At 62.4% G+C, this 25,860-nt stretch carries 28 protein-coding genes; 13 read left to right on the top strand and 15 right to left on the bottom strand.

Going from position 1 to position 25,860, the window contains the following annotated elements; genetic code table 11:
- The first annotated feature begins 26 nt into the window (after positions 1 to 26).
- The 4 genes from AC02Y0_RS01605 (at position 27) to AC02Y0_RS01590 (ending at position 2,385) form a co-directional block, all read left to right on the top strand.
- Positions 27 to 1,016, top strand: coding sequence for an NAD(P)/FAD-dependent oxidoreductase (locus tag AC02Y0_RS01605; RefSeq protein ID WP_476381884.1), 990 nt, complete (start codon positions 27 to 29; stop codon positions 1,014 to 1,016).
- A gap of 2 nt (positions 1,017 to 1,018) precedes the next feature.
- Positions 1,019 to 1,450 (top strand): DUF3429 domain-containing protein, encoded by a 432-nt coding sequence (locus tag AC02Y0_RS01600; RefSeq protein WP_476381881.1) that lies wholly within the window; start codon positions 1,019 to 1,021, stop codon positions 1,448 to 1,450.
- A gap of 111 nt (positions 1,451 to 1,561) precedes the next feature.
- Positions 1,562 to 2,194 carry a sigma-70 family RNA polymerase sigma factor gene (locus AC02Y0_RS01595; RefSeq protein WP_476381878.1) on the top strand — a complete coding sequence of 211 codons (633 nt, stop codon included), beginning with the start codon at positions 1,562 to 1,564 and terminating at the stop codon, positions 2,192 to 2,194.
- Complete coding sequence (locus AC02Y0_RS01590; RefSeq protein ID WP_476381876.1) at positions 2,191 to 2,385, top strand: zf-HC2 domain-containing protein; 195 nt, start codon at positions 2,191 to 2,193, stop codon at positions 2,383 to 2,385. Before AC02Y0_RS01595 ends, AC02Y0_RS01590 begins: the two co-directional genes overlap by 4 nt.
- Here the strand turns inward: AC02Y0_RS01590 and AC02Y0_RS01585 are convergent, their stop codons facing one another.
- The 5 genes from AC02Y0_RS01585 to pcaD are packed head-to-tail and all read right to left on the bottom strand — an operon-like array spanning position 2,386 to position 6,032.
- Positions 2,386 to 3,435, bottom strand: a complete 1,050-nt coding sequence (locus AC02Y0_RS01585; RefSeq protein WP_476381874.1) for a 3-carboxy-cis,cis-muconate cycloisomerase — start codon at positions 3,433 to 3,435, stop codon at positions 2,386 to 2,388. It abuts the gene before it with no gap.
- A 19-nt stretch (positions 3,436 to 3,454) separates the two neighbouring features.
- The gene (gene pcaG / locus AC02Y0_RS01580; protein ID WP_476381872.1) at positions 3,455 to 4,069 is read right to left on the bottom strand and encodes a protocatechuate 3,4-dioxygenase subunit alpha; all 615 of its coding nucleotides are present in this window, start codon (positions 4,067 to 4,069) and stop codon (positions 3,455 to 3,457) included.
- A complete protein-coding gene (gene pcaH / locus AC02Y0_RS01575; protein ID WP_476381870.1) occupies positions 4,069 to 4,818 on the bottom strand; it encodes a protocatechuate 3,4-dioxygenase subunit beta in 750 nt (249 codons plus the stop codon). Before pcaH ends, pcaG begins: the two co-directional genes overlap by 1 nt.
- Entirely contained in the window at positions 4,811 to 5,230 is a 420-nt protein-coding gene (pcaC, locus tag AC02Y0_RS01570) for a 4-carboxymuconolactone decarboxylase (RefSeq protein WP_476381869.1), read from the bottom strand. The genes pcaH and pcaC overlap by 8 nt, the downstream gene beginning before the upstream one ends.
- Positions 5,223 to 6,032 carry a 3-oxoadipate enol-lactonase gene (pcaD, locus tag AC02Y0_RS01565; RefSeq protein ID WP_476381868.1) on the bottom strand — a complete coding sequence of 270 codons (810 nt, stop codon included), beginning with the start codon at positions 6,030 to 6,032 and terminating at the stop codon, positions 5,223 to 5,225. Before pcaD ends, pcaC begins: the two co-directional genes overlap by 8 nt.
- 95 nt (positions 6,033 to 6,127) lie before the next feature.
- Between pcaD and pcaQ the strand changes: the two genes are divergently transcribed.
- Complete coding sequence (pcaQ, locus tag AC02Y0_RS01560) at positions 6,128 to 7,051, top strand: pca operon transcription factor PcaQ (RefSeq protein ID WP_476381866.1); 924 nt, start codon at positions 6,128 to 6,130, stop codon at positions 7,049 to 7,051.
- Between the two features lie 2 nt (positions 7,052 to 7,053).
- Here pcaQ and AC02Y0_RS01555 read toward each other — a convergent pair whose 3' ends face one another.
- Positions 7,054 to 7,815: an IclR family transcriptional regulator gene (locus tag AC02Y0_RS01555; RefSeq protein ID WP_476381865.1), complete on the bottom strand. Its 762-nt coding sequence runs from the start codon at positions 7,813 to 7,815 to the stop codon at positions 7,054 to 7,056.
- Positions 7,816 to 7,951: 136 nt separating this feature from the next.
- Here AC02Y0_RS01555 and AC02Y0_RS01550 point away from each other — a divergent pair, with 136 nt between their 5' ends.
- Genes AC02Y0_RS01550 through pcaF form a run of 3 tightly spaced genes read left to right on the top strand, consistent with a single transcriptional unit; the run spans position 7,952 to position 10,574 of the window.
- Positions 7,952 to 8,659, top strand: a complete 708-nt coding sequence (locus AC02Y0_RS01550) for a 3-oxoacid CoA-transferase subunit A (RefSeq protein WP_476381863.1) — start codon at positions 7,952 to 7,954, stop codon at positions 8,657 to 8,659.
- Positions 8,656 to 9,357, top strand: coding sequence for a 3-oxoacid CoA-transferase subunit B (locus AC02Y0_RS01545; protein WP_476381861.1), 702 nt, complete (start codon positions 8,656 to 8,658; stop codon positions 9,355 to 9,357). The genes AC02Y0_RS01550 and AC02Y0_RS01545 overlap by 4 nt, the downstream gene beginning before the upstream one ends.
- 11 nt (positions 9,358 to 9,368) lie before the next feature.
- Entirely contained in the window at positions 9,369 to 10,574 is a 1,206-nt protein-coding gene (gene pcaF, locus AC02Y0_RS01540) for a 3-oxoadipyl-CoA thiolase (RefSeq protein ID WP_476381859.1), read from the top strand.
- Between the two features lie 39 nt (positions 10,575 to 10,613).
- Here pcaF and AC02Y0_RS01535 read toward each other — a convergent pair whose 3' ends face one another.
- The gene (locus AC02Y0_RS01535; RefSeq protein ID WP_476381857.1) at positions 10,614 to 11,210 is read right to left on the bottom strand and encodes a DUF922 domain-containing Zn-dependent protease; all 597 of its coding nucleotides are present in this window, start codon (positions 11,208 to 11,210) and stop codon (positions 10,614 to 10,616) included.
- A gap of 192 nt (positions 11,211 to 11,402) precedes the next feature.
- On the opposite strand from AC02Y0_RS01535, the gene AC02Y0_RS01530 reads away from it, so the two are divergent.
- Entirely contained in the window at positions 11,403 to 13,397 is a 1,995-nt protein-coding gene (locus AC02Y0_RS01530; RefSeq protein WP_476381855.1) for a putative bifunctional diguanylate cyclase/phosphodiesterase, read from the top strand.
- Positions 13,398 to 13,400: 3 nt separating this feature from the next.
- On the opposite strand, the gene AC02Y0_RS01525 is transcribed toward AC02Y0_RS01530, so the two are convergent.
- Genes AC02Y0_RS01525 through AC02Y0_RS01495 form a run of 7 tightly spaced genes read right to left on the bottom strand, consistent with a single transcriptional unit; the run spans position 13,401 to position 20,917 of the window.
- A complete protein-coding gene (locus AC02Y0_RS01525) occupies positions 13,401 to 14,150 on the bottom strand; it encodes a copper homeostasis protein CutC (protein ID WP_476381853.1) in 750 nt (249 codons plus the stop codon).
- A gap of 8 nt (positions 14,151 to 14,158) precedes the next feature.
- A complete protein-coding gene (locus AC02Y0_RS01520; protein ID WP_476381852.1) occupies positions 14,159 to 15,370 on the bottom strand; it encodes an MFS transporter in 1,212 nt (403 codons plus the stop codon).
- A 59-nt stretch (positions 15,371 to 15,429) separates the two neighbouring features.
- Positions 15,430 to 16,869, bottom strand: a complete 1,440-nt coding sequence (locus AC02Y0_RS01515) for a M81 family metallopeptidase (RefSeq protein ID WP_476381850.1) — start codon at positions 16,867 to 16,869, stop codon at positions 15,430 to 15,432.
- 13 nt (positions 16,870 to 16,882) lie between these two features.
- Positions 16,883 to 18,814, bottom strand: a complete 1,932-nt coding sequence (locus tag AC02Y0_RS01510) for a beta-N-acetylhexosaminidase (protein ID WP_476381848.1) — start codon at positions 18,812 to 18,814, stop codon at positions 16,883 to 16,885.
- Positions 18,815 to 18,839: 25 nt separating this feature from the next.
- A complete protein-coding gene (locus tag AC02Y0_RS01505) occupies positions 18,840 to 19,616 on the bottom strand; it encodes an SDR family oxidoreductase (protein WP_476381846.1) in 777 nt (258 codons plus the stop codon).
- Between the two features lie 31 nt (positions 19,617 to 19,647).
- Positions 19,648 to 20,514: a MurR/RpiR family transcriptional regulator gene (locus AC02Y0_RS01500; RefSeq protein ID WP_476381845.1), complete on the bottom strand. Its 867-nt coding sequence runs from the start codon at positions 20,512 to 20,514 to the stop codon at positions 19,648 to 19,650.
- 16 nt (positions 20,515 to 20,530) lie between these two features.
- Positions 20,531 to 20,917 (bottom strand): RidA family protein, encoded by a 387-nt coding sequence (locus AC02Y0_RS01495; RefSeq protein WP_102018623.1) that lies wholly within the window; start codon positions 20,915 to 20,917, stop codon positions 20,531 to 20,533.
- A gap of 112 nt (positions 20,918 to 21,029) precedes the next feature.
- Between AC02Y0_RS01495 and AC02Y0_RS01490 the strand changes: the two genes are divergently transcribed.
- The 4 genes from AC02Y0_RS01490 to AC02Y0_RS01475 are packed head-to-tail and all read left to right on the top strand — an operon-like array spanning position 21,030 to position 24,615.
- Positions 21,030 to 21,521, top strand: coding sequence for a hypothetical protein (locus AC02Y0_RS01490; protein ID WP_476381843.1), 492 nt, complete (start codon positions 21,030 to 21,032; stop codon positions 21,519 to 21,521).
- A gap of 37 nt (positions 21,522 to 21,558) precedes the next feature.
- A complete protein-coding gene (locus AC02Y0_RS01485) occupies positions 21,559 to 23,040 on the top strand; it encodes a M81 family metallopeptidase (protein WP_476381841.1) in 1,482 nt (493 codons plus the stop codon).
- Positions 23,037 to 24,128 carry a D-TA family PLP-dependent enzyme gene (locus tag AC02Y0_RS01480; protein WP_476381839.1) on the top strand — a complete coding sequence of 364 codons (1,092 nt, stop codon included), beginning with the start codon at positions 23,037 to 23,039 and terminating at the stop codon, positions 24,126 to 24,128. Before AC02Y0_RS01485 ends, AC02Y0_RS01480 begins: the two co-directional genes overlap by 4 nt.
- Before the next feature lie 52 nt (positions 24,129 to 24,180).
- Positions 24,181 to 24,615 carry a GFA family protein gene (locus tag AC02Y0_RS01475; protein WP_476381837.1) on the top strand — a complete coding sequence of 145 codons (435 nt, stop codon included), beginning with the start codon at positions 24,181 to 24,183 and terminating at the stop codon, positions 24,613 to 24,615.
- Positions 24,616 to 24,691: 76 nt separating this feature from the next.
- Here AC02Y0_RS01475 and AC02Y0_RS01470 read toward each other — a convergent pair whose 3' ends face one another.
- Positions 24,692 to 25,822, bottom strand: coding sequence for an ABC transporter ATP-binding protein (locus AC02Y0_RS01470; RefSeq protein ID WP_476381836.1), 1,131 nt, complete (start codon positions 25,820 to 25,822; stop codon positions 24,692 to 24,694).
- Positions 25,823 to 25,860: the final 38 nt, after the last annotated feature.

Below are 25,860 nucleotides of genomic sequence, written 5' to 3'. Positions count from 1 at the left end.
CGCCAAGCGCTTGAGAGAGGGATTGCGTGAAGACGTCCATTGCCATTATCGGAGCCGGTATCGCCGGCATCACGCTCGCGCGGGCGCTTGCCCCGTCAGCCGACGTCACCATTTTCGAAAAGAGCCGAGGCCTCGGCGGCCGCATGGCAAACCGCCGCCGGGAGGGCTTTGCCTTCGACCATGGCGCCCAGTATTTCACTGCCCGCTCGCCGGCATTCCGGTCCGTTGCGGAAGTTGCCATCAAGGCAGGTCATGCCGCCATCTGGCCGAAGGCAGTGCACACGCTCAAGGCCGACGGATTGGTGACCGACAGCCGCCCACCGGAGCCGCGCTATATCGGGCTGCCCGGCATGAGCGGGTTTGCGAACGGATTGGCCGGCGGCATTCAGGTCCGCAAGGAAGCGACCGTGGCGGGGCTGAACCGTGCCGAAGATGGATGGTCACTGACCGATAGCGAAGGCCAGGATCTCGGCCGTTTCGATCTCGTGATGTCCACCGCCCCGGCACCACAGACCATCCGCCTGTTGCCCGAGACATTCTCCGGCCGCGAAGCTTTGGCCCGTGTCCGCATGAGCGGCTGCTTTACCCTGATGATCGGCATCGATGAGCCCCTGCATCTCGACTTCGATGCCGCGCGCATCGACGATGCGATCCTGAGCTGGATTGCCGTGGAGGGCAGCAAGCCGGGCCGCGGACAGAACACCGCGCTTACCATCCACAGCCGCAACGATTGGGCCGAGGCAAACCTGGAACGCGACCGGGACGAGGTGAAATCGGAGATGCTTGCGTCGCTGAAGCGGCTCCTTGGACTGGACTTCTCGAACGCCACGTGGCTCGATCTGCACCGCTGGCGCTATGCCAATGTGGACCAAGCCGCAGACCAACCGTATCTCTTCGATGAAGCCCTCGGCCTCGGCGCCTGCGGCGACTGGTGCCTCGGCAACCGCGTCGAGGCAGCGGTCGAAAGCGCCACGGCCCTGTCGGAACGGCTGATCACATATCTGCAAGGAGCCTGACGATGTACCGCGACCCCGCGCTCACCAAACTCCTGACCTATGCCGGCGCCCTGCCCTTCTGGGCGCTGGGACTGGCCCAGGTGCTCGGCTACCAGCCCGCACTCGCCGCGCAAGCCTTCATCGCCTACGGAACCGGCATCGCCTGCTTCATGGCCGGCACGCTCTGGAGCCAGGCTCAGATCCGCGCTCAGGATCCACGGCTCATGCTGATCGTGAGCAATGTCGCGGCCCTCGCTGCCATCGGCGGGCTGCTGGCCTATCCTTACATACCGGCTTTGACGATGGCGCTGCATGTCGGGGTATTTCTGGTCCTGCTGGCCGCCGATCTCGGCATCCACCGCAAAGGCGACCAACCCGCCTGGTATCTGGCGCTCCGGCGCAACGTCACGCTGCTGGTGCTTGCGGCCTATGCCGTGGTGATGATCCTGACATGAGATTTTTTCTGCGCGACCTGTAAGATGGCGCTGAAAGCCGCGACTAAACGGAGGCGTGCTGTGCAGCGCGTCGGGTCTTTGGCAGGCGCGGGCAATGTCCGGGGGATCACGATGGCGAATGCGGGCGAGCAGGAATTGAACGGCGGAAACGGTGCAGCCGCACCGTTCCTGGCCGATGCGATGTACATGGCGGAGCTGCGTCAACGCATGTTGAGTTTCGCAAGCCTCCAGCTTGCCGATCCCGGCCTTGCCGAAGATGCCGTTCAGGAGGCGCTCGCGGGCGCGCTTCGCAATGCCAAAGCCTTTGCCGGGCGGTCCGCCTTTCGCACCTGGGTCTTCGCCATTCTGCGCAACAAGATCGCCGACCAGATCCGCTTCAAACGCAAGCAATCGCAGATGATCGCCATGCCGCTCGGACATTTTCCGGATGAGGATGAGCCGCGCTACTTTGACGCCAAGGGTCACTGGGTTCCGGAAAATCGCCCGAGCGACTGGGGCAATCCGGAAGTCGAACTGCTCGGGAAGGATTTCTGGCGGGTCTTCGAGGCCTGCCTCGATCATTTGCCCCCCGATCAGGGCCGCGTTTTCATGATGCGTGAATTCGTCGAGATGGACACGGAAGAAATCTGCGCCGAGATCGGCATCACCACCACCAACATGCATGTCCTGATGCACCGCGCGCGGCTTCGTCTGCGCAACTGCCTGCAAGGACACTGGTTCGCGCCGGAGGAAAAATTGTCATGATGTGCGAAAACGCAACGAAACTCGCCTCGGACGAACTCGACAGACGCCTGTCGCTCGGCGAAACCGTCGGCCTGCGTCTGCATCTCTTCAAGTGTGGCGCCTGCTCGGGCTTCGTCCGGCAAATCAAGATGATGCGCAAGGTCACCCGCCGCTACGTCGCAACAGACGCTTCCGACACGAGTGAGAGATAGTCAGCGGTCGCCGAGCGCCTCGATCGACTGCAGGACTTCCGTTGCAAGCCGCGTGGCAGCCCCGGTGGCAATCGCCATCTGCGGCAGGATCATCCACTCGAGCGTCCAGGCAGCGCCCGACCGCTCCTGCTCATGCACCAGGGCCTGATGCAGGCCCGAGATCTGCACGGCATTGAACCGGGCGAGCGTGACCAGAACTTCGGCCTTCACCGGGTTTCGCTTGTGCGGCATGGCGGAAGAGGCGCCGCCGCCGCCGATCACCGCCGTGCCGTTGTCCGCCATCAGCGCCAGATCCTGGCCGATCTTGCCGAGGCTGCCGCTGATCTGGGAGAACAGACCGCCGATCTCGGCAATCACCGCCCGCTGGCTGTGCCATTGCGGCCGGTCGGAGAGCTGAAGCACCGCCGCGAGCCTTGTACGAACGAACGCCGCCTTATCTCCAAGCTTTTCGAGCGAGCCGGCAGCGCCGCCGAACTGAAGCGGCAGGCCGGCTTTCAGCACATCCTGAACAGCAGCCCGATGGGCAATGATCGGCGCTTTCCACGTGGCAAGTCGATCGGCAACCGTGATCGGGATCGCCGCCTGCATACGCGTGCGCCCCATAAGGGACTGCGCCCCGAAGCGCTTCTCCAGACCGTCAAGCGACGAAATGATGGTCGCCATGCGCTGATCGAGGATTGAAAGCACAGCACCCAGCCGCAGCATCAGGCCGGTATCGATGGCATCCTGGCTGGTCGCGCCGAAATGGAGATGTTTGCCGGCGTCGCCAAGCCCTGCCCGCCACTGCCGCACGAGATCGGGGATGACGACACCGTCCCGCCCGATCGCCTGCTTCAGAGCATCGAGATCGGCCACGAAAGCTTCCGGCAGCGCCCCAATCGCTTCCGCGGATTCACCAGGGATCACGCCTTCGGCAGCCTCCGCCTCAGCAAGTGCCGCCTCGAAACGCAGCATGGCCGAAAGCTCGGCTGCCGCCGAGAAATGGGCACCAATTTCCTCGTCACCCAGAAGGCCAGACAGGATCGGATGGTCGAAGACGGATGCGGTCATGCTGATCTCAAGGCCCTTCTCAGATGTCGAAGAAGACCGTCTCCTTCTCCCCCTGCAGGTGAATGTCGAAGTGATAGGTCGAACCGTCACGCTGCGCAATCAGGGTCGGTACGCGCACCCGATGCTCGATGCGGGCGAGGATCGGATCCTCGGTATTGGCCGCCTCTTCGTCACCGAAATAAAGGCGCGTGTTGAGGCCTAGATTGATGCCGCGCGCGACGATCCAGAAAGAGATATGCGGCGCCATCAGGCGACCATCCCGGAACGGCACCCGGCCCGGCTTGATTGTCTCGAACCGGTATTCGCCGGTCGAGAGGTCACAAGGGCAGCGCCCCCAACCTGTGAAGTTCGGATCGGCGCTGCCGCGCGTCTCTGACGGGCTGTTGTAGATCCCGTCGGCATCCGCCTGCCAGATTTCGATCAGCGCATCCTTGAGCGGCGTGCCGGAGCCATCGATGACGCGGCCAGTGATCGTGATACGCTCGCCGCGCGTCTTGTCGTTGACCATGGTGGTGCCGAGATCGACAGGATAGACGCCCTTGATGTCGGCGAAGTTCGGCGTGAGGCCGATATGGACGTAAGGGCCGGCCGTTTGGCTGGCGCTTTCCTTGAGGTAGCCGAGATCCTGGACCATCAATTTCCCTCCATCCGGTTTTCGAACAAGGTCGAACGCCGACCACGCAACACCATGTCGAACTTGTAGGCGCGCGCATCCATCGGGATGGTCGCCGACCAGTCGAGGGCTGCCACGAGCTGCTCGATCGCCTTGCGATCCGGGATCGTCAGCACGATCGGACACTTCCAGATCATCGGATCGCCCTCGAAATACATCTGGGTGATCAGGCGCTGCGAAAAGCCATGGCCGAAGACCGAGAAGTGGATATGGGCAGGGCGCCAGTCGTTGACACCATTCGGCCAGGGATAAGGGCCGGGCTTGATCGTACGGAAGGCATAATAGCCGTTCTCATCGGTGATCGTCCGCCCGCAGCCGCCGAAATTCGGATCGAGCGGTGCGAGATAACTTTCCTTCTTGTGGCGATAACGTCCACCGGCATTGGCCTGCCAGAACTCGATGAGCGCGCCGGGAACAGGACGGCCGCGCTCGTCGAGCACGCGCCCATGCACGATGATGCGCTCGCCGATCGCGCTTTCGCCTGATTTGGCGAAGTTGTGGATCAGATCGTTGTCGAGCTCACCCAGGATCGAGTGACCAAACACTGGACCTGTGATCTCGGACTTTGTGCCATCGAGCGACAGCAGCGCCTTCTGCGGCGAGCGCAGGACGGACGTCTTGTAGGTCGGCGTATAGGCCGGCGGATGCCAGTTGCGGTCGCGCGGGAAGAAGGCGCCCGTTTCCGGCTTCTTGTTCGAAAGATCAGTCATGGCTCCCTCCCCCGGTCTCGCCGGCATCCAGCTTATCAAACACGTGCTTGGCGATCTTGAAAGCCCTGTTGGCGGCGGGAACGCCGGCATAGATGGCGACATGCATCAGCGCTTCGGTAATATCCTCACGGCTCGCCCCGGTATTGGCGGTGGCGCGAACATGCATGGCGACTTCTTCGTCATGGCCGAGTGCTGCAAGCAATGCGATCGTGATCATCGAGCGTTCGCGCGCGCTGATGCCGGGACGCGACCAGACGGTGCCCCAGGCGCCCTCGGTGATCATCTCCTGGAACGGCTGATCAAACGGCGTGGCCGAGGCCGAGGCGCGATCGACATGGGCATCGCCCAGCACACGGCGGCGGGTCGCCATACCCTGTCGATAGCGATCAGATGGACTGCGGGCATCAGCCATGGGCTGCCTCTCCTGAAATGACGGGCGCGAGAAAGGCCTCGATAATGGTGGTGAGCATTTCCGGTTGCTCGACACAGGGAATGTGTCCAGCATCCTTGATGACTTCATAGCGCGCGCCGGGCACGAGCTTGGCAAGCGACAGCACGAGATCGGGTGGTGTTGCCCCATCCTGATCGCCGACGACGCAGAGCGTGGGAACAGAAATCTGACCGGCAGCTTCGGTATAATCAGCATCGCGGATCGCCGCGCATGTTCCGATGTAGCCGTCGACCGGCTGGCGGAGCATCATGTTGCGATAGCCGGGGAAGGCGGGATCACTGTTGCGGAAGGCAGTCGTGAACCAGCGCTCCATGACGCCATCGACGATGCCATCAAGACCGCCCTCTTCAATGGCTGCGATGCGGGCAGCCCACATCTCCGCCGTTCCGATCTTGTGGGCCGTGTCGCAGAGGATGAGCGCCTTCACCAGATCAGGCCGACGCGCATAGAGCCCTTGCGCAACGAGACCGCCGACAGAGAGCCCGCAGATCACGGCATTGCTGACCTTGATATGCTCGAGCAGGCCGATCAGATCGTCGACGTGGTCCTCGACCGAATAGGGCGCATGGCCCACGTCAGACAGTCCATGCCCGCGCTTGTCATAGGTCAGCAGCGGATAGCTGCCGGCAAGCCGGACGATCACGTCGCGCCAGATGCGAAAATCGGTGCCGAGCGAATTGATGAAGACGATGACCGGCTTGTTGCCCGGCCCACCAATTATCTGGTGATGCAGGCTGACGCCGTTGACCTGAACGAACTGCACGGGTTCCTCCTCCGTTGACACCATATTGCTCACGCGATTTGGTTAGGTAAAATGATGTTTTCCACGAAACACCTAACCATAGGGTTATGTTTTCCATGATCGATAACCGCATCAAGTTTCGCCATCTGCAGACCTTCGTGGAGGTTTCGCGCCAGAAGAGCGTGATGAAGGCGGCAGAACTCCTGCATGTCAGCCAGCCCGCGGTGACCAAGACCATCCGGGAACTGGAGGAAGTGCTGGGCGTCGCGGTGTTCGAAAAGGATGGCCGCGGCATCCGCATCACCCGCTATGGCGAAGCGTTCCTGAAGCATGCAGGTGCAGCACTCACTGCGCTCCGCCAGGGTTTCGATTCCGTGTCCCATGCATTGCATGCCGATGCACCACCGATCCGGATCGGCGCCCTGCCGACGGTCTCAACCCGCATCATGCCTCAGGCGATGACCTTGTTCCTCAAGGAGGACGTGCCCGCCCGCATCAAGATCGTCACCGGTGAGAACGCCGTTCTGCTCGAACAATTGCGGGTCGGCGATCTCGACCTCGTCGTCGGTCGTCTCGCTGCACCGGAGCAGATGACCGGCTTTTCCTTCGAGCATCTTTATTCCGAGCAGGTGATCTTCTGCGTCCGCGCCGGTCATCCGCTCCTTCTGGCCGGCTCGGACCTCTTCGGCCAGCTGGAGCGCTACCCCGTGCTGATGCCGACCCGGGCTTCGATCATCCGCCCCTTCGTCGAGCGCTTCCTGATCGCCAACGGCATCTCCGGCATACCCACCCAGATCGAAACGGTCTCCGATAGCTTCGGTCGCGCCTTTGTCCGCCAGACGGAGGCGATCTGGATCATCTCGGCAGGCGTTGTGGCAACCGACCTTGCCGATGGCACGCTGGCAGCCCTGCCGATCGACACGAGCGAGACCAAGGGACCGGTGGGCCTGACCGTACGTGCCGATTCCGTCCCCTCCATGCCGCTGGCGCTTCTCATGCGCACGATCCGCGAGGCAGCGTCGGACGTGGCCAACGCCTGAGCTCAGGGCAGCAGCGGTCGCAACCTGGCCTGCACCTCCAGCATCGCCGGCAGACAATGCCCAGGCAGGTCTGACGCCGGAAGCACAGCCGCAGGCGCGCCGACATTGATGGCGGCCACGACGCGTCCCCGATCATTGCTGATGGGTACGGCGATGGAACAGAGGCCGATCTCGAGTTCCTGATCGATGACGGCATAGCCTTGCTCGCGGACCCGGGCGATTTCCGCTTTGAGCCGCGCGGGATCGGTCAGCGTGCGCGGCGTGTGTGCCTTGAACTGTGTCACTGCCAGAATGGCATCAACCTCGGCCTCGGCAAGGCTGGCCAGCAGAACCCGCCCCATCGAAGCGCTATAGGCCGGCAGGCGCGATCCCGGCATCAGGTTGATCGACATGACCCGCTTTTGCGCAGCGCGGGCGATATAGACGATCTCGGTATTGTCGAGAATGGAAGCCGATGCGCTATGCCCGACCCGCTCTGACAATTGATCGAGGTGCGGCTGAAGCAGCACCGGCAGCGGCGTGGCCGAAAGCCAGGAATGGCCGATCCTGAGGATCTTTGAGGTCAGCGAGAAGAACTTGCCGTCATAGTCAGCATATCCGAGCTCCGCGAGCGTCAGCAGGCAACGCCGTGCCGTCGCTCTGTCGAGGCCGCTGGTTTCGGCCGCCTCGGTGATGCTGAGCCGCTGGCGCTCAGGCCCAAAAGCCTCCAGCACCTTCAAGCCCTTCGCGAAACCACCCATCAGATCGCGCTCACCGATCGCCATAGCACACCACCCACATTCGTGCGATTATCGAACAAATATCAAATATCGCACAAAATACTTGCTGTCGATGTTTTCACGGTCATATTTGGCGACAGGAGAAAGCGGCCAGACCGCGCTCGAGGAAACGGGAGTTCCCATGGACAAGACAATTGCAAGCCTGGCAGATGCCGTGGCTGGAATCGGCGATGGCGCAACCGTCATGATCGGAGGCTTCGGCGGCTCCGGGGCGCCGATCGAACTCATTCACGCGCTCATCGACAAGGGCCCTAAGAACCTCACGGTCATCAACAACAATGCCGGCAATGGTCGCATCGGCATTGCCGCCATGATTGATGCTGGCATGGTCAGGAAGATGATCTGCTCCTTCCCCCGCTCCTCCGACCCGCGCGCCTTCACCGACCGCTACCTCGCCGGTGAGATCGAGCTGGAACTCGTTCCGCAGGGCACGCTTGCCGAGCGCATCCGCGCCGGCGGCGCAGGCATCCCAGCCTTCTACACACCGACAGGCTTCGGCACCGAACTGGCCAATGGCAAGGTGATCGCCGAGTTCGACGGACGGTCTTACGTCCAGGAACGCTGGCTGAAAGCCGACTTCGCCATCATCAAGGCGCATCTCGGCGATACCATGGGCAACCTGACCTACCGGATGGCCGGCCGCAACTTTAATCCGCTGATGTGCATGGCCGCCGCCAAGACCATCGCTCAGGTCTCGAAGATCGTGAAGCCCGGCGAGATCAATCCGGAGCAGGTGATCACCCCCGGCATCTTTGTCGATGGCGTCGTCGAAGTCGCCAACCCGCAACAGGAAGAAGAGCTCATCCGGGCCGGAGTGGTATACGCATGACCGACGCACCTGCAATCGACACCCGCGAAGACATCAAGCTCTCCAACGCCCAGATCGCCTGGCGCGCGGCCCAGGACATCGAGGACGGCGCCTATGTGAACCTCGGCATCGGCTTCCCGGAAATGGTGGCCAAGTTCCAGCCCGAGGGACGCGAAGCGATCTTCCACACCGAAAACGGCGTGCTGAACTTCGGCGAAGCGCCAGCCGCCGGTGAGGAAGACTGGGACCTGATCAACGCCGGCAAGAAGGCCGTGACGCTGAAGCCGGGCGCTGCCTTCTTCCACCATGCCGACAGCTTCGCCATGGTCCGTGGCGGCCATCTCGATGTCGCGATCCTCGGCGCCTATCAGGTGGCGGAAAACGGTGACCTCGCCAACTGGCGCGTCGGCTCCAAGGGCGTTCCCGCCGTCGGCGGCGCCATGGATCTGGTGCATGGCGCAAAGCAGGTCGTCGTCATCACCGAACACGTCACCAAGGACGGCAAGCCGAAGCTCGTCGAGCGCTGCACCTTCCCGCTCACCGGCGTCGGCTGCATCACCCGTGTCTATACGAGCCATGCCGTAATCGACATCGTCGATGGCAAGTTTGTGGTGCGCGAAAAGCTTGGCCCCATGAGCATGGACGAGCTGCAGGCCATGACCGGGGCCAAGCTGCACACCGACGGTTCAGTCGCCGACCTCGTCGTCCCGGCTCTGTGAGGAAAAATGCAATGACCGAAGCCTTTATCTGCGACTACATCCGCACACCCATCGGCCGTTTCGGCGGTTCGCTCTCCTCCGTCCGCGCCGATGATCTCGGCGCCGTGCCGCTGAAGGCGCTGATGGAGCGTAATGCCGGCATCGACTGGGAAGCCATCGAGGACGTGATCTTCGGCTGCGCCAACCAGGCGGGCGAAGACAACCGCAATGTCGCGCGCATGTCGGCGCTGCTGGCGGGTCTCCCAGTCTCCGTCACCGGCACCACGATCAACCGCCTCTGCGGCTCCGGAATGGATGCGGTGATCACCGCCGCCCGCGCCATCAAGTCCGGTGAGGCCGAGCTGATGATATCAGGCGGCGTAGAAAGCATGAGCCGCGCCCCCTTCGTCATGCCCAAGGCCGACACCGCCTTCTCGCGCAATGCCGAGATCTACGACACCACCATCGGCTGGCGCTTCGTCAATCCGCTGATGAAGAGGCAGTATGGCGTCGATTCCATGCCGGAGACCGGCGACAACGTCGCAATCGACTTCAAGGTCTCGCGTGAAGACCAGGACGCCTTTGCCGTGCGCAGCCAGGCCAAGGCGGCAGAAGCGCAAGGCAACGGCCGACTGGCGAAGGAAATCGTTGATGTCACCGTGCCCCAGCGCAAGGGCGATCCCGTGATCGTCGACCGCGACGAGCATCCGCGCGCGACCTCCGTCGAGGCGCTCGCCAAGCTGAAGCCGGTCAACAAGATGGAAGGCGCCAGCGTCACCGCCGGCAATGCCTCGGGCGTCAATGACGGGGCCGCCGCCCTGATCATCGCGTCGGAAGCCGCCGTGAAGAAATATGGCCTCAACCCGATCGCCCGAATCCTGGGTGGTGCAACCGCTGGCGTTCCGCCGCGCATCATGGGCTTCGGCCCGGCACCGGCCTCGAAGAAGCTGCTCGCCCGTCTGGGTCTCACGCAGCAGCAGATCGACGTGATCGAGCTGAACGAAGCCTTTGCAAGCCAGGGCATCGCCACGCTTCGCGACCTCGGCATCGCCGACGACGACCCGCGCGTCAACCGCAATGGCGGCGCCATCGCGCTCGGCCACCCGCTCGGCATGTCGGGCGCCCGCATCGCCGGAACGGCAGCGCTGGAACTGAAGGAAACGGGCGGGCGCTATGCGCTCTCCACCATGTGCATCGGCGTCGGCCAAGGCATTGCGATTGCTTTGGAACGCATCTGACACGGAATTGAAGGCGCCCCTTGTGGGCGCCTTTTCATTTCACGGATTGAGGAAGGTCAGGATCAGCTGATGCACAGCACCTCCCGGTGACATCTCGACCTGGTCGTATTCGCTGTGGCGCGCCACATGCGCATCCGAGATCGGCTTCAACTGGGCCTGAAGTGCGGCACGTACCTTCTTGCAGCCCGGATCGTTTTCATCGCGCAGGCCGATCGACACATCCTGGATAGCCTGCGTGAGGTCCTTCATGAACTGCCCGTGCAGCTTCTCATGCTCGACGATCCCGTCGTAGAAGGCCTCCCACTTTGCCGCCACCTCAGGTGCAAGCTTCTGCGCAGGCTTCGGCAGCGTGTAGGTAATAATCAGTCTCGGCTTTGCCGTCGCCAGAACGCAAGCTTGTCCCTGCTGCTGATAGTCGCGCTGCCAGGTGAGCTTGAAGGTCGTGTGGGCGATCACTCGCCCGAGGCTAAGCTTCGGCCCACGCTCGCCGATCGACTGGTAGAGCTCCATCGGCGCAGTGCCATTGACCTTGTAATGCTCCACCTTTTCAGTCGCCTGCCACTCCTGGGCGGCGGCTGGCAATGCTGCTGAGAGTGAGGCAACGAGGGCGGCGAGCAGACGAGAGATCGAATTCACGGTGAAACGGCTCCTGGGATCAGGCATCCTGATACCGGCCGACTTAGCCAACCGCAATGACCATCTGAAGGCAACACTCGATGGTGCTTGAATCTGGTAGTCCGCGCTTTCCGCAATTTTAACGGATTCTCATATAAAAAAACAAGCTCGGAGCGAAGGGGAGAGCGGACAGGCGTGGCTGAAAAAGGGACGATGCAAGACATCCGAAGCCGGATGGGAGAGTGGTTCGGCCTGCTCAAGGTTCCCAACGGCAATCCGGCGTTGACGGCGGCCCAGTTCGAGGCTTTCTCCAAGCAGGTCCCCCTGCTCTACTTCATCCTTGCCACGAACTTGATCTCGCTCGCCTGGACACATCAGGGTGCAGCACCGGATTATCTCGTCGTCTACCTGCCGACTGTCCTGACGGCCCTCTTCGCCCTGCGCTCCCTGATTTGGCTTAGAGGCCGGCGCCGCCAGAGAACGCCAGAGCAAGCCTATAGGCAGCTCCGCGCCACCAACATTCTCAGCTTTCCGATCGCGGTCTTCTGCACCGCCTGGTCGATTTCGCTGCTCCCCTATGGCGACGCCTATCAGAAAGCGCATGTCGCCTTTTTCATGGCGATCACCGTCATCGGCTGCATCTTCTGCCTGATGCACCTGCGCTCCGCAGCCCTGATCGTGACCGTCACGGTCAACCTGCCCTTCTTCGTCGTCATGTGTCTCTCGGGCGAGCCGACCTTCATTGCCACCGGCGTCAACGTCATCCTGGTGACGATGGCGATGATCATGATCCTCGTCTCGCACTACCGCGACTTTCGCCAGCTGCACGAATCTCGCAACGTCCTGATGCTGCAGCAACAGGCGCTGCAGGAGCAGAACAAGGCCATGCAGGCGCTCTCGGACGAAAACCTGCGCCTCGCCAATCTCGACAGCCTGACGCTGCTCCCCAACCGCCGCAGCTTCTTCCACATGCTGGAGACGGCCTTTGCGCGGGCGAGCGTCGCGGGAGACAAACTCGCGGTTGGCGTCATCGACCTTGATGGATTCAAGCCGGTCAACGATCTCTATGGTCACTCCGCCGGCGACAAGGTCCTGATCGAAATCGGTGCCCGCCTGTCGGCCATCCATGACAAAGGCCTGTCGGTCTATCGTCTCGGCGGCGACGAGTTCGGCCTCTTGCTCGAGGGTGAATGCGGCGACAACGAGGTCATGGCGCTTGGCCAGAAGGTCTGCGAACTGATTGCCGAACGCATCAATATCGGCAGCGGCATGGTCCAGGTCACCGGCTCCGTCGGCTTTGCCCTCTATCCGAATGTCGGGGAAACCGGGCAGGAAATCTATGAGCTTGCCGACTATGCGCTCTACACCGCCAAGCGCCATCATCGGGCCGGCACGGTTATCTTCAACGCCGTCCAGGCCAACGAACTGAACCGCCAGAAGCTCGTCGAAGAGGCCCTCGTCGCAGCCGACCTGGACAAGGAACTCTCGCTCGTCTTCCAGCCGATCACCTGCATCAACCGCCGTATCTGCATCGGCTTCGAGGCTCTTGCGCGCTGGGAAAGCCCGCGCATCGGCCAGGTTTCGCCTGCTGAGTTCATTCCCGTTGCCGAGCACAATGGTCGGATCACGCTGATCACGCGCCTCCTGTTGGAACGCGCCCTGAGCGTTGCACATCTGTGGCCGGATGACGTCTATCTCTCCTTCAATCTCTCTCCGCACGATCTCAGCTCGCCGGAAAACACGTTGAAGATCGTCTCGATCGTGCTGAAGAGCGGCTTCGACCCGCGCCGCATCAACTTCGAGATCACCGAAACCGCCGTCATGCACGACTTCGAGCAGGCGAGCGCCTCGATCCAGATGCTGCGCGAAATGGGGGCCGGCATTTCGCTCGACGATTTCGGCACCGGCTATTCCAGCTTGAGCCATGTGCACAAGCTACCGCTCACCAAGATCAAGATCGACGGCAGCTTCGTGCGCAACATTCACACGCGCCGGACGAGCTTCAACATCGTCAAATCGGTGCTGGCGCTTTGCGCCGAGATGGAACTGGAAGCGATTGTCGAAGGCGTCGAGACGGAAGAGGAACTGCGGATCCTTGAAAATCTCGGTGTCCGGGCGGTGCAGGGCTACTACTTCAGCAAGCCGATGCTGGCGGCCGAGACCGTCAAGTTCCTGGCGGCCAAACCTGCCCAGGCGATGGCGTCTTAAAGGTCAGTCCAGTCCAAACCGCAACTGCGCCTTTAGGCGACGGACGGTATCGGCATCCGTGTGCCGGGGTGTCTCGGTCGAGAAACCCAGTTCGGTCAGTCGTGGCTCGCTGACACCCGCCCGGCTGCAGGACGCATGCAGTTCCCTCACCCCGGCAATCGCGAGAAAACGACCCGCATTCTCTGGCCGCACGCCACCGCCGGGCATGATCGAAATGCGGCCGGAACCCCTCTTCGCCAGAGGGGCAATCACATCAATGCCCTCTTCGGCATGTCGCGCACCGCCCGATGTCAGCACACGGGAGAAACCGAGTTCGATCGCAAGATCGAGGGCGGCATCCATGTCCCCGACGACATCAATCGCCCGATGCAAAGTGAGGTCCAGTCCCTCTGCCGCGTTGATGAGCCGACGGATGACGTCGGCATCCAGCACACCAGCGGCCGTGGTCGCGCCGATGACGACGCCGGCCAAGCCGGCCTCGCGAGCCGCAACAATGTCAGCCTCCATCAGCGCGACTTCCGCCTCGCTATAGATGAAGCCACCGACGCGCGGACGGATCAGCGCATGGACGGGGATCGGTGCTTTGGCCGCGACAACCATGAAACCACGAGAGGGCGTGAGCCCGCCGGAACCAAGTGCCGAACAGAGCTCGATCCGGTCAGCGCCACCAGCGACGGCCGCGTCCAGCCCGGCGACGTCATCGACGCAGATTTCGAGCAGCGGTCCTGCGGCTTTCTCCCGAGATGTCACCATGCCCTCCCTCAACCGTCCGTCTTCACGCGTGGCGTCCGATCGAGCAGCCACAGCAGGCAGACGCCCGAACAGCCGGCGATCGAGGCGATGATCGCCGTGCCCGCATAGTCGCTGATGCTGGTGCCGAGCGCAAACATCAGCGAAGCCATACCACCGCTCAGGAAGATGTTGACCGCAATCAGCGAGCTGCCGAGGCCGGCGCGGTCCGCGATCAGGTTCTGCAGATAGGTGATCGGGATCGCGATAATGCCTGCCGCTCCGAGACCGGCCACGGCAGTCAGCAGATAGACATCCATGGGACGGTCGGCGAGGCCGAGGAAGACGAGATAGCTGCAATAGATCAGCGCAGCCGTGACCATCGCGAAGAGGATGGAGGTTCGGGCTTCGACCCATCCCCAGAAGAGGATGAAGATGATCTCGAGGAAGGCGACGATACCGACGATGACGCCGACATCGGCCGGTGTTCCGCCGGCCTTGCCGGTGACGATCAGCGGCAGGACGGTGCCATTGGCATGCAACATGGCAGAGATCAATGAGATCGCCAGAAGCCTTGGCAACACGCTTGCCGAACCAATCTGCCGGATGGAGCGGAAGAAGGAATAGTGCTGCCGCTCCCCCTCCTGCACCGGCGGCAGGCGATCCAGCCCGAAGACGAAGAGCAGGAGGCAGACGAGGCAGGCAAGGCTCGCCAGCAGAAAGGCCGGCAGCATGCTCGGCTGACTGACGAGCAGCGCCCCGACGATCCCCGGCACAAGGACCCATGAGGCGGAGAGAATGGCACGGACGGCGGAATTCACTGCCATCAGCTCGCGCACGGCCATGCCCGAGGAAACCGCACGAATATTGGCGAAGATGAGCGAATTGATCGTCCCGAACACCGGGATCAGAACCAGCGTCGCGATCGCAAACATGACAGGCGTAGGCACCACATAAACCAGCCCGAAGCCGACGATGCCGAAGATCGCGGCCAGGATCATCGGCGAGCGGAAGTGTCCGAGCCGGTCTGCAATGATTCCGGCGGTCACGCTGGCGCTGACATTCACCACGGCCGCCAGGAAGATCAGTACAGAATAGACGGCGTCCGACAATCCGAGTTCACGGATGCCGATCAGCGACATGTAGGGCGACGTCGCGGCACCTGAGAAGCCGAAGAAAAAGATCGCGGCCGCACTGACCCGGATCGGCTTGTGGCGATAGACCACCGAAAAGGAGGACAACATCAAGGGTACAATCGGGTTGGGGGTCGTGCCGCCGGAAGGGCAGCACCGACATCAATGTCTCAAGGGAATCGCGTCGAGAAAAACACCTTTGCCGTATAGCTGAAATCCTTGACGAAGGGATAGCTGGGCTGGTGTCGGCGGTGGCTCGGCAGGTTCTCGATATCCTGGTTGATCACGCCATCCGTCAGCGCCATCAGATTGGGATTGGCGATCGGCGCAAGCTCCGGCGAGAGGTACCCAGACTTGACGACGAGCAGCCGCACCGTGGTCGGATCGAGCCCAAGCCGGGTGAAATCCGCGATGTTGTGATAGGGCCGACGCCGCGCCGCCAGTACCAGCGTGATACCGCCAATGCGAACGACCGCCTGCTGCTCCAAGGCGGAGCCGGGATCGTCAAGAAACACGACATCCGTCTCCACCTCGACGGAGGGGCTCGCCGGATCCAGAGACCCGCCGACCTTCAGCTTAACCCGCGCGCCAGCACCCGCTGCGAAACACCGTTCGACCGCGGGTCGGTCGGTAACACCGGCAATTAAGACATCATCAATCGACCGCGCCAGAAGCGCCGTCAGCACATCCGCCCGGTCGCCCACGCCACCACCGGTCGGGTTATCGCCGGAATCAGCCAGAATGATCGGCCGTGTCTCGGTGCGTTCAGCGATGTCCAGCATCTCCATCAGCGGTCCCGTGACCGGGCCGAAGCGGAAGTCCGCGCGCGCGTCCCAATAGGATTGCGCAATGGCAGCCGCGACCTTTTCCGCCGCAGCCTTGTCGACAGCCGTGACGACGGCGCAGGCCGTGCCGCGCGGCTCGTCCGCCCAGACATAACCGACCATCAGGTTGGCGTCCCAGATGCCGGGCACAGTGTCGTGCTCCGGCAGCTTCAGATAAAGGCTCTTCGCCGGCTCGTCCTCGGTTGAGGTTCGCTCGCCAGGTAAGAGAACCGGGACCGGCGCCCAGGCGACGCCCGGCTTCTCGTCGGTCTTCAGTGCTCGAACCAGCATCGACCAGGCGCGCACCATGGTCTCGCGCACATCGATATGCGGCGCGGTACGATAGCCAGCGAAGATATCCAGTTGATCGACGATCTTCTGCGTGACATTGCCATGCAGGTCGTAGCTCGCCGCAACAGGCACATCGGGTCCGACGACTGCGCGCGCCGCAGAGATCCAATCGCCCTCGGCATCGTCCATGCCCTCGACATTCATCGCGCCATGCATGGCAAGATAAAGCCCGTCGATCGGCAGTGTGGCCTTCAGCCGCTCAAGGAATTCCGCCTTGAAACCCTCATACGTGGTGCGCGCCAAGGGACCACCGGGAACCGCGCGGGCATGCAGCAAGGGAAGATGCTCGACACCATCGGCATGGAGGAAGTCGAAGTACTCATGCGCCAGCAAATCCGGCCCGCGCAGCACACGAAAATCCTCCGGCTGCATCAGAACGGGAGACGAGGTCGAGCATTCGGTATGGATACCGCCGACGGCGATGCGGAAGGTCATGGGGTGGATATCCTCAGTAGCGGGGGCTCAGACGGACGATGGCGGCAAACCGCAGCCAGTCCTTGTTGTCCTTCGGCGTCCAGGCGGCCTCGGCGATGGCCGGAAGCCGCGGGAAGACGAGGTGGTTGAAGTAGTCGCGGGTCAGGAAGTGTTCGCACCAGATGCAGGCCTGGACGCCGCGCATGCGGGCCGCAAGCTCCGCCGGAAACTCGGCGACCGCCTCGTAAGTATAGGTATGCTTGGGTGGCACGGTGCCGGCCCAGCTTGCACCAGGCTCCTGGAAGGCCTCGTCCTGCACCATGTCGAGGTAATAGGCCTGGCCCGGCGTCATGACGACGTCGTAGCCCTGTGTCGCCAGTTCCAGCCCGACCTCCGGCTTCTGCCAGGCCATCAGCAGCGTTCCCTCGGGATCGACGCCGCCGCCATGGCTGACCTCGTCCCATCCGGCGAGCTTGCGGCCACGCTCAGCCAGCATCTTCTGGATGCGCTTCATGAAATAGCTCTGCAGCCCGAACGTGCCCTCGATGCCTTCCTGCTGCATCAATTTCCGCGCGAGCGGCGAAGCCATCCAGGTATTGGCCGCCACTTCGTCGCCGCCGATATGGATAAGCGTCGACGGGAAGAGCTCGACCATCTCGTCGAAGACCTTGCCCAGAACCTCATAGGTGTATTCGATCGCCGGGTTCAGCGCATTGTTCGGATAGCCCTGGACCGAGCGATAACTATCCGGTGCTTCCTGTCCGTCGACAAGCTCCGGCAATGCCACCAGCATGGCTGTGCTGTGGCCGGGGATGTCGATCTCCGGCACCACCTCAACTTGAAGGGCTGCGGCATGGGAAACGATGTCACGCACCTCGTCCTGGGCATAGAAACCACCGACCGGTTCGGCGCCATTGCCGAGCTGCGGCAGGAGCGGTTCGTCCGGCCCGCGCAACACGCCAAGGGTCGTCAACTGCGGGAAGGCCTTGATTTCCAGCCGCCAGGCTTCGTCGTCGGACAGATGCCAGTGGAAGGTGTTCATCCGGAACCAGGCGAGGATGTCGATCAAGCGTTTGACGTCTGCAACGGGGAAGAACTGGCGTGAGACATCGAGATGGCAACCGCGCCAGTCATAGCGCGGCTTGTCGGCGATCGTGCCTGATGCGGGAAAGCGGAACGTCTCCGGCTGGGTGCGCGCACCATGCAGCATCTGGGCAAGCAGGGTCAGCGCATATTGCAGGCCCGCGACATCGCCATAGGTGAGCGTGATGCCGTCAGCGGCAAAGTCCAGCCGATAGGCGGAGGCACCAAGCGCCTCTTCGGACTTGAGGGAGACCGCCCGCCCCTGATGCACCGGTGCAAGCGACAGCGGCGCATGGCCAACCGCGAAGAGGCGGCAGAAGAGGCGCAGCACGTTCTCGACGGCCCGAATCTCGACCAGCGAGGCGCCTTCAGCCGGATAAAGCGCAACGGGGAAACCTTCTCCGGCCACGAGCTCGGCAGAGGCCGGCCAGGGGAGCATGGCGAAGGGCTGGGACACCTTGCCCTCAGGCAGCAAGGCCGGAGGCGGCGCACTATGACCACCGCCCAGCATCAGGTCGGCCACCGCGACGGCGGCGTGCTGACCGGTGGAGAGGGTGATGAAAGCGGACTTTGCCCCATCTGTCCGGTGTTTTGCAGGTCGCCATAGACCACCGACCCGGAAGGTCCAGGAAGCACCCGGCTGCAGCACGAAGCCGGCCGGCGGCGCGAACTGGTGGAAATTGGCGTTGCGCTTCAGGAAGATCGCATTCTCGAGGATCGGCTCTTCCAGGTCCTTCACGCGGGTGAGCGACGTATAGGCGAGCTTGAAATCGGAAAGCGCCGCGTCGGAGAGATTGACCAGCGTAAAGACGAAGGCGCCGCAGGCGTCGCCCTCCACCGGATGCCACGCGTTTTCGAGGCGGAACTGGACTTCTGTTGCCATGGGGAATGCTCCGGGCTTGTCGGTATCAATAATTGTCGGATTGCGAGAAGGTTCGCGCGAGCTCGGCCTGACCGGCTGTCAGCCCGCAATCGACGGGCAGGCACACACCGGTGATGGCAGCCGCCTGATCGCCGGAAAGGAAGAAGACCGCATTGGCGATGTCCTCAGCCGTCGCGATCCGGCGCAGCGCATACCAGCGCTTGGCCTCTTCAAAGACTTGCGGATTGGCGGCAGCACGCGCCTCCCAGGCCTGGGTACGCACGGTGCCGGGGGCCACCGCATTCGAGCGGATACCGTATTTGCCGTATTCGACGGCAATCAGCTTGGTGAGGTGAATAAGCCCGGCCTTGGCAGCGCTATAGGCAGGATGCCCGAAGACGGCCATGCCATTGACCGAGGAAATGTTGACGAGCGCGCCCTTCGCCTCCTTCAGCGCCTCCTCAAACGCGCGGAAGCAGAGGAAGGGCGCTTCGAGATTGAGCGCATTGTCCTTGCGCCAGATCTCGCCATCGGTATCGCCGAGGCTGACAGCGCGGGCGGCACCGGCATTGTTGACCAGCGTATGCACGAGCCCATTGTCGGCCACCCGCGCAGCGGTCTCGGCGAGATCCTTCTCGTCCGTCACATCACAAGTGAGCGGCACGAAACGCGGATCGCTTCCGAGCTCCACGATTGCCCGATCCAGAGCATCCGCATCGAGGTCAAGCAGCACGACGACGTCATGGCTATCCGCCAGACGTTTGGCGATCGCCCGCCCGATATCGCCGGCAGCACCGGTTACGACGGCAACCTTATGCGTCACGGCAGGTCTCCGCTATCGATACGGGCATGGCTCAGTCTCCGAGAAGTTGCCGGTCGTCTCCGCCATCGCGGTGTTCGACCAGCTGTTGCTTGATATGGCGCAGCGTCACCTGCGACTGCTTGCGATTGCGATAGGCAACGAGGCTCGCAATCACGTCGACGACCGCGAGATAGGCAAATCGCGTCGAGGTCGGCCGGAAGATGTTTTCGCCTTCCGGCAGGTCGATGCCGATGAAGAGTTCGGACGCCTCGGCCACCAGGCTGTTGCTCTGGGTCAGCGCGATCGTGGTGATGCCGTTCTCGCGGGCGAGCTTGAAGCACTTGACCAGCTCGGCATTACGCCCCGAAAACGACGAACCGATCAGCACGTCGTTAGAGCGGGCAGCAGCCGTCAGCATCAGTTGCATATTGTGATCGGCCGAAGCCGTCACCCGTGACCCCAGACGGAAGAGACGGTTCTGGATCTCGCCGGAGATCATCGAGGAATTGCCGCCGGAGCCGAAGGCATAGACCATCTCCGCTCGCGCCAGCCGGTCGGCGACTTTGTCGAGAACTGCCGGATCGAGCGCCCGATGCACCATGAACATGGCGTTCTGCGCCTTGGTGATGACATCAGTCGCAACGTCGGCAGGCTCGGTGCTCTGGGCCTCAGGGTTGAGATAGCGCACCCCGACATAAGCCGTTCGCGCGAGGCTCACCTTGAAATCGGCGAAGTTCTGGCAGCCGAGACGACGGCAGAAGCGCGTGACCGTCGGCGGCGACACCTCTGCCTTCTCCGCCAGTTCGATGATCGAGGCATTGACCGCGAAGTCGAAGGAGTTGAGCAGGATATCCGCGATGCGTTGCTCGGAGGCCGAAAACTGCCCTGCCTCTTCCTGAATGCGCGCGAAGATATCCAATGCGCTGCCCTCTCTGCTATTTCGAAGGCTTGAAGGCTACGCAGTCGATCTCGACCTTGCAATCGACCATCATCGAGGCCTGAACGCAGGCCCGCGCCGGCGGGTGCTCGCCGAAATACTGCTGGTAGATCTTGTTGAAGGTCCAGAAATCGCGGGGGTCATCAAGCCACACGCCACAGCGCACGACATGCTCGAGCCCGTAGCCGGCCTCATCCAGAATGGCGATGACATTGGCGATCGTCTTGTGGGTCTGCTCGATGATGCCGCCGGGGATGATTTCGCCATCTTCCATGGCCACCTGGCCGGAAACATAGAGCCAGCCATCGGCCTCGACAGCGCGGGCAAACGGCAGCCGCTGGCCACCGGCACCCGCCTTCTCGGCCCCGTAACGCTTGATCGTCATGGACACCTCTCATGCAAATTATTTTCTTCGATCGTTGACAAGCGACCACAAAAAACGGATTTTGACCAGACAAAATCGACGTTCATGAAAAGAATTTAAAAGCGGGGAAGAAATGCGCGACCCATTCCACAATCCGTTTCCGGCAACGGATGAAGCCCGCCACGCCATCTGGGAGATGCTCGTCCCCCGCGATATCGATGCCTTTCTCGCCGCCGACTGGAGCATGGTCGCCCATGACTTCGTCGAAGACGGCTTTATCGGCATCAGCGGCAACCGCGAGGAAGATCCGGACAAGTGGACGCTGGCCTTCCCGAATCTGCCCGCCTATCGCGAAGAGTGGCTGACGCAGGCCAAGGACTTCGCCGCCCAGACATATGGCGAAGATCCGCGCACCGCGATCTTCACGACGACGACGCTGGAAGAGATCGAGATCTCAGGCGAGACGGCGCTCGTTCGCAAGAAGTTCGACGGCGGCATCAAGAAGGCGGATGGCAGCCTCGACGCCATGCGCTGGCAGACGCTCTATTATTGCCGTCTGCATGAAGGCCGCTGGAAAATCTCCGGCTTTACCGGTTATCTGCCCAATCCGATGGGCAAGCGCTGAACCGCCCTCAAACCCTCAAGACCCCGGAGGTCAGCCTTTGCGCATCTTCACCGCCGCGCTTGCAACGGAAACGAACACCTTCTCCCCGATCTGCATCGACCGGCGCGCCTTCGAGGATTCGCTCTATGCGCCTCCCGGACAACATCCCGCGACCCCCACGCTCTGCACCGCACCGATCACCGTCGGCCGCAAGGTCTGCGCTGACAAGGGCTGGACCCTGATCGAAGGCACAGCAACCTGGGCGGATCCGGCGGGTCTCGTCAACCGGCAGACCTTTGAGAGCCTGCGCGACGAGATTCTCGATCAACTGCGCGCAGCCATGCCCGTCGATGCCGTCGTGCTCGGCCTGCACGGCGCCATGGTCGCCGACGGCTATCTCGACCCAGAAGGCGATCTGCTGACACGGATCCGCGAGATCATCGGCCCCGACATTCTTCTCTGCGCAGAGCTCGATCCGCACAGCCACCTGACGGCAAAGCGCGTGGCCGCCGCCGATTTCTTCGTCGTCTTCAAGGAATTCCCGCACACCGATTTCGTCGATCGCGCCGAAGATCTCTGGCGGATCGCTGTCGACACGCTGGAAGGTCGGGTCAAGCCTGTCATGTCGGTCTTCGACTGCCGGATGATCGATATTTTCCCGACCTCGCGCGAGCCGATGCGCAGCTTTGTTGACAGACTTATGGCCATTGAACAGGTCGATCCGGAAGTTCTGACGCTCTCGGTCATCCATGGCTTCATGGCCGGTGACGTGCCTGAGATGGGCACCAAGACGATCGCGGTGACCAACGGAAATGCCGACAAGGGCGCCATGCTCGCCCGTGATCTAGGTCTCGAGCTTTTTGCAAAGCGCGGCACCTTTATGATGCCGCAGATCGACGAGAAGACCGCGCTCGACCAGGCGCTCGCCTACCCGCAAGGCCCCGTCGTCATCGCCGACATGTGGGACAATCCGGGCGGTGGCACGGCGGGCGACGCGACCGTGATCCTTGAGGAGATGCTGGCGCGTGGCGTGACCAACGCAGCCGTCGGCATGATCTGGGACCCGATCGCCGTGCAGATCTGCGTGGCGGCCGGCGAAGGTGCTGAAATCCCCCTGCGTTTCGGCGCGAAATCGGCCCCCGGCACGGGCCATCCGGTCGACGGTCTGGTGAAGGTGGTCAAGGTCGTGCCAAATGCTGAGATGCGCTTCGGCGACAGCATCGCCCCCTTCGGCGATGCTGCCCATATCCGGCTTGAGGGCATCGACATCATCCTGAGCTCGGTGAGAGTCCAGAGCTACGATCCGTCGCTGTTTACCGCGCTCGGCATCGACCCGAAGACGAAGCATCTGCTCGTCATCAAGTCGACCAACCACTTCTATGCGGCCTTCTCGCAGATCGCCTCCGAGATCCTCTACTGCGCAGCCGGAACGCCCTATCCCAACAATCCGGCCAAAACCGCCTACCGCCATGTGCGCCGCGATATATGGCCGATCATGGCCAATCCGCACGAGACGCCCGAAGGCAGCGAGGCCGCATGATGGAACTCCCCCGCCCCAAGCCCGGCCAGCCGACATCAGAACTTTCCACGCCGCTGCCGCTGATCGACGAGCGAAAGCTTGCCACCAATATCGAGCGTGTGCAGGCCTATATGGACAGCCATGGCCTCGCCTTCCGTCCGCACATCAAGACCCACAAGATCCCGGTGATCGCTGGCGAACAGGTAAAGGCGGGCGCGAAAGGCATCAACTGCCAGAAGATCACCGAAGCCGAGATCTTCGCCGATGCCGGCTTCGAGGACCTGCTCATCACCTTCAACATTCTGGGCAGCGAGAAACACAAGCGCCTGATCGATCTGAACGCCCGCATTTCCGGCCTGAAGGTCGTCGCAGACAGCGAGACGACCGTGCGCGGCCTCTCCTGTGCTTTCTCACAGACGCGCCCGCTCACGGTTCTCGTTGAATGCGACACGGGCGGCGGACGCTGTGGCGTCCAGAGTCCTGAAGCGGCCGTAGCACTTGCCGAGACAATCGCTGCAGCCCCTGGCCTCACCTTCGGCGGCATCCTGACCTATCCCAAGGCCGACACTGAAGAAGCCGTCGAAGCCTTCTTCGCCGCCACGCTCGCAGGCCTCGCGGCCCGCGGGATCCCCTGCCCCATCGTCTCCAATGGCGGCACGCCCAGCCTCTTCTCCGCCCACAAGGTGACCTCGGCGACCGAGCACCGCGCCGGCACCTATGTCTATAACGACCGCGCCATGGCAAGATCGGGCCATTGCAGCCTCGACGACTGCGCCATGCACATCCTGGCGACCGTGGTCTCCCGCCCGACCAAGGATCGCGCCATCCTTGATGCAGGCTCCAAGGCCCTCACCTCGGACCTTCTCGGCTTCTCCGACTACGGCATGATCGTTGAGTACCCGGACACGGTCATCACCGGTCTTTCCGAAGAGCATGGCACGGTCGATCTGTCGAAGGTCCAGGGACGACGCCCGGAGATCGGCGAGAAGGTCAGGATCATCCCGAACCACACATGCGTGGTCTCGAATCTCTTCGATGTGATGACCTTCCACCGAGACGGGATCGTCACCCGCGTGGAAGAGGTCGCGGCGCGCGGACTCGTCTGGTAGCGACTTGCAATTCATCGCCTCGCCCGCCTAGGCTGGCTTCGGGAGGACGATCATGAGCGAGAGGACTGAGAATTCCGACGCGCGCCAGCTGCGTGGCGGCTGCATGTGCGGCGCCGTGACCTACGAGGTCGCAGATCGCTTCCTCTACGCAATCAACTGCCACTGTTCGAAATGTCGCCGCACCACGGGCTCCGCTTTCAAACCAATAGCTGGCGTCGCGGTAGATGCTTTTAATCTCACGGCAGGATCGGACGCTATGTTCCGCCATGGCGACCCTGACGGTATCCATGACATGCACTGTCGCACCTGCGGCTCGCTCGTCTATTCGTGGATTGCCGAAAACGGCAGCGTGAAGGTCCATATCCCCATGGGCACGCTCATCGACCCGCCCTCGATGAAGCCCACCATGCACATCTTCGTCGGCTCAAAGGCGCCATGGTACGAGATCCTCGACGACCTGCCGCAGTTCGACGAATTTCCGGGCTGACCAAGACCCGCCGCCCCAACGAAAAAAGGTCCGCCCGAGGGCGGACCAGGGGCCTTTGGCATGGCCGGGAGGAGCTTTATTCGGCGGCCGTCACAGACGCCGGGAGGTCGAGGGTGCGCCAGTCGATGCGCCGTTCGAGCGCCTCGCCGCTGGCGTCGAAGAGGTGGCAGTCTGCCGCCATGATGCCGGTCACCATCGGCTGCTCGACACGGATCGGCGCCGAGCCCGGCAGAAGGGCGCAATAGGGCTCGCCATTTGGCAGTGAGGCATAGGCGATGGTGTTGATGCCAAGCCGCTCGATGACGGCAGGCGTCACCATGATGTTGATATCGCCTTCGCTGAGACGCGTATGCTCAGGCCGGATGCCGAGCGTCAGCGTCTGGCCGACGAGATCGGGACGCGCATCGACCGGGATCAGCGCCGTCTGGCCTTCGTAGGAAATCGTCACGCCGATCGCATCGACGCCGACACAGGTGACTGGCACGAAGTTCATCTTCGGATTGCCGATGAAGCCGGCGACGAAGGTGTTCTGCGGCTTGTGATAGAGCTCGAGCGGTGCACCCACCTGGGCGATATGGCCGGCATTCAGCACCACGATACGGTCGGCCATTGTCATGGCCTCGATCTGGTCATGGGTGACGTAGATCATCGTCGCTTCGAGGTCGCGATGCAGCTTGGTAAGCTCGATGCGCATGTCAGCGCGAAGGGCAGCGTCAAGATTCGACAACGGCTCGTCGAACAGGAAGATCTTCGGTTCACGCACGATCGCGCGGCCGATGGCAACGCGCTGGCGCTGGCCGCCGGAAAGCTGGCCCGGGCGCTGCTGCAGGCGTTGATCGAGCTGCAGGATCTTGGCAACGCCTCCCACCTTTTCGCGGATCTGCTCCTCTGAGAGCTTCTCGACGCGCAGTGGGAAGGCGATATTCTCGAAGACCGACATATGCGGATAAAGCGCGTAGGACTGGAAGACCATGGCAATGCCACGTTCGACTGGCGGCTTGTCGTTGACCCGCTCGCCATCGATGACGATGTCACCGTCGGTCGTGTCATCGAGGCCTGCGATCATGCGCAGCAGCGTGGACTTGCCGCAGCCCGAAGGACCGACGAAAACGACGAACTCGCCGTCCTTCACCTCGAGATCGACACCCTTGATGACCTCGAAATGTCCGTACGACTTGCGCACCTTTTTCAGAAATAGCTGACCCACGACCCTCAGTCTCCATTGCCGACCTCAACAGTCGGCCA

Source organism: Allorhizobium sp. nf9_anc, assembly GCF_056323085.1.
The sequence above is the reverse complement of the archived record's forward strand: the minus strand, read 5'-3'. Positions and strand labels throughout refer to the sequence as shown.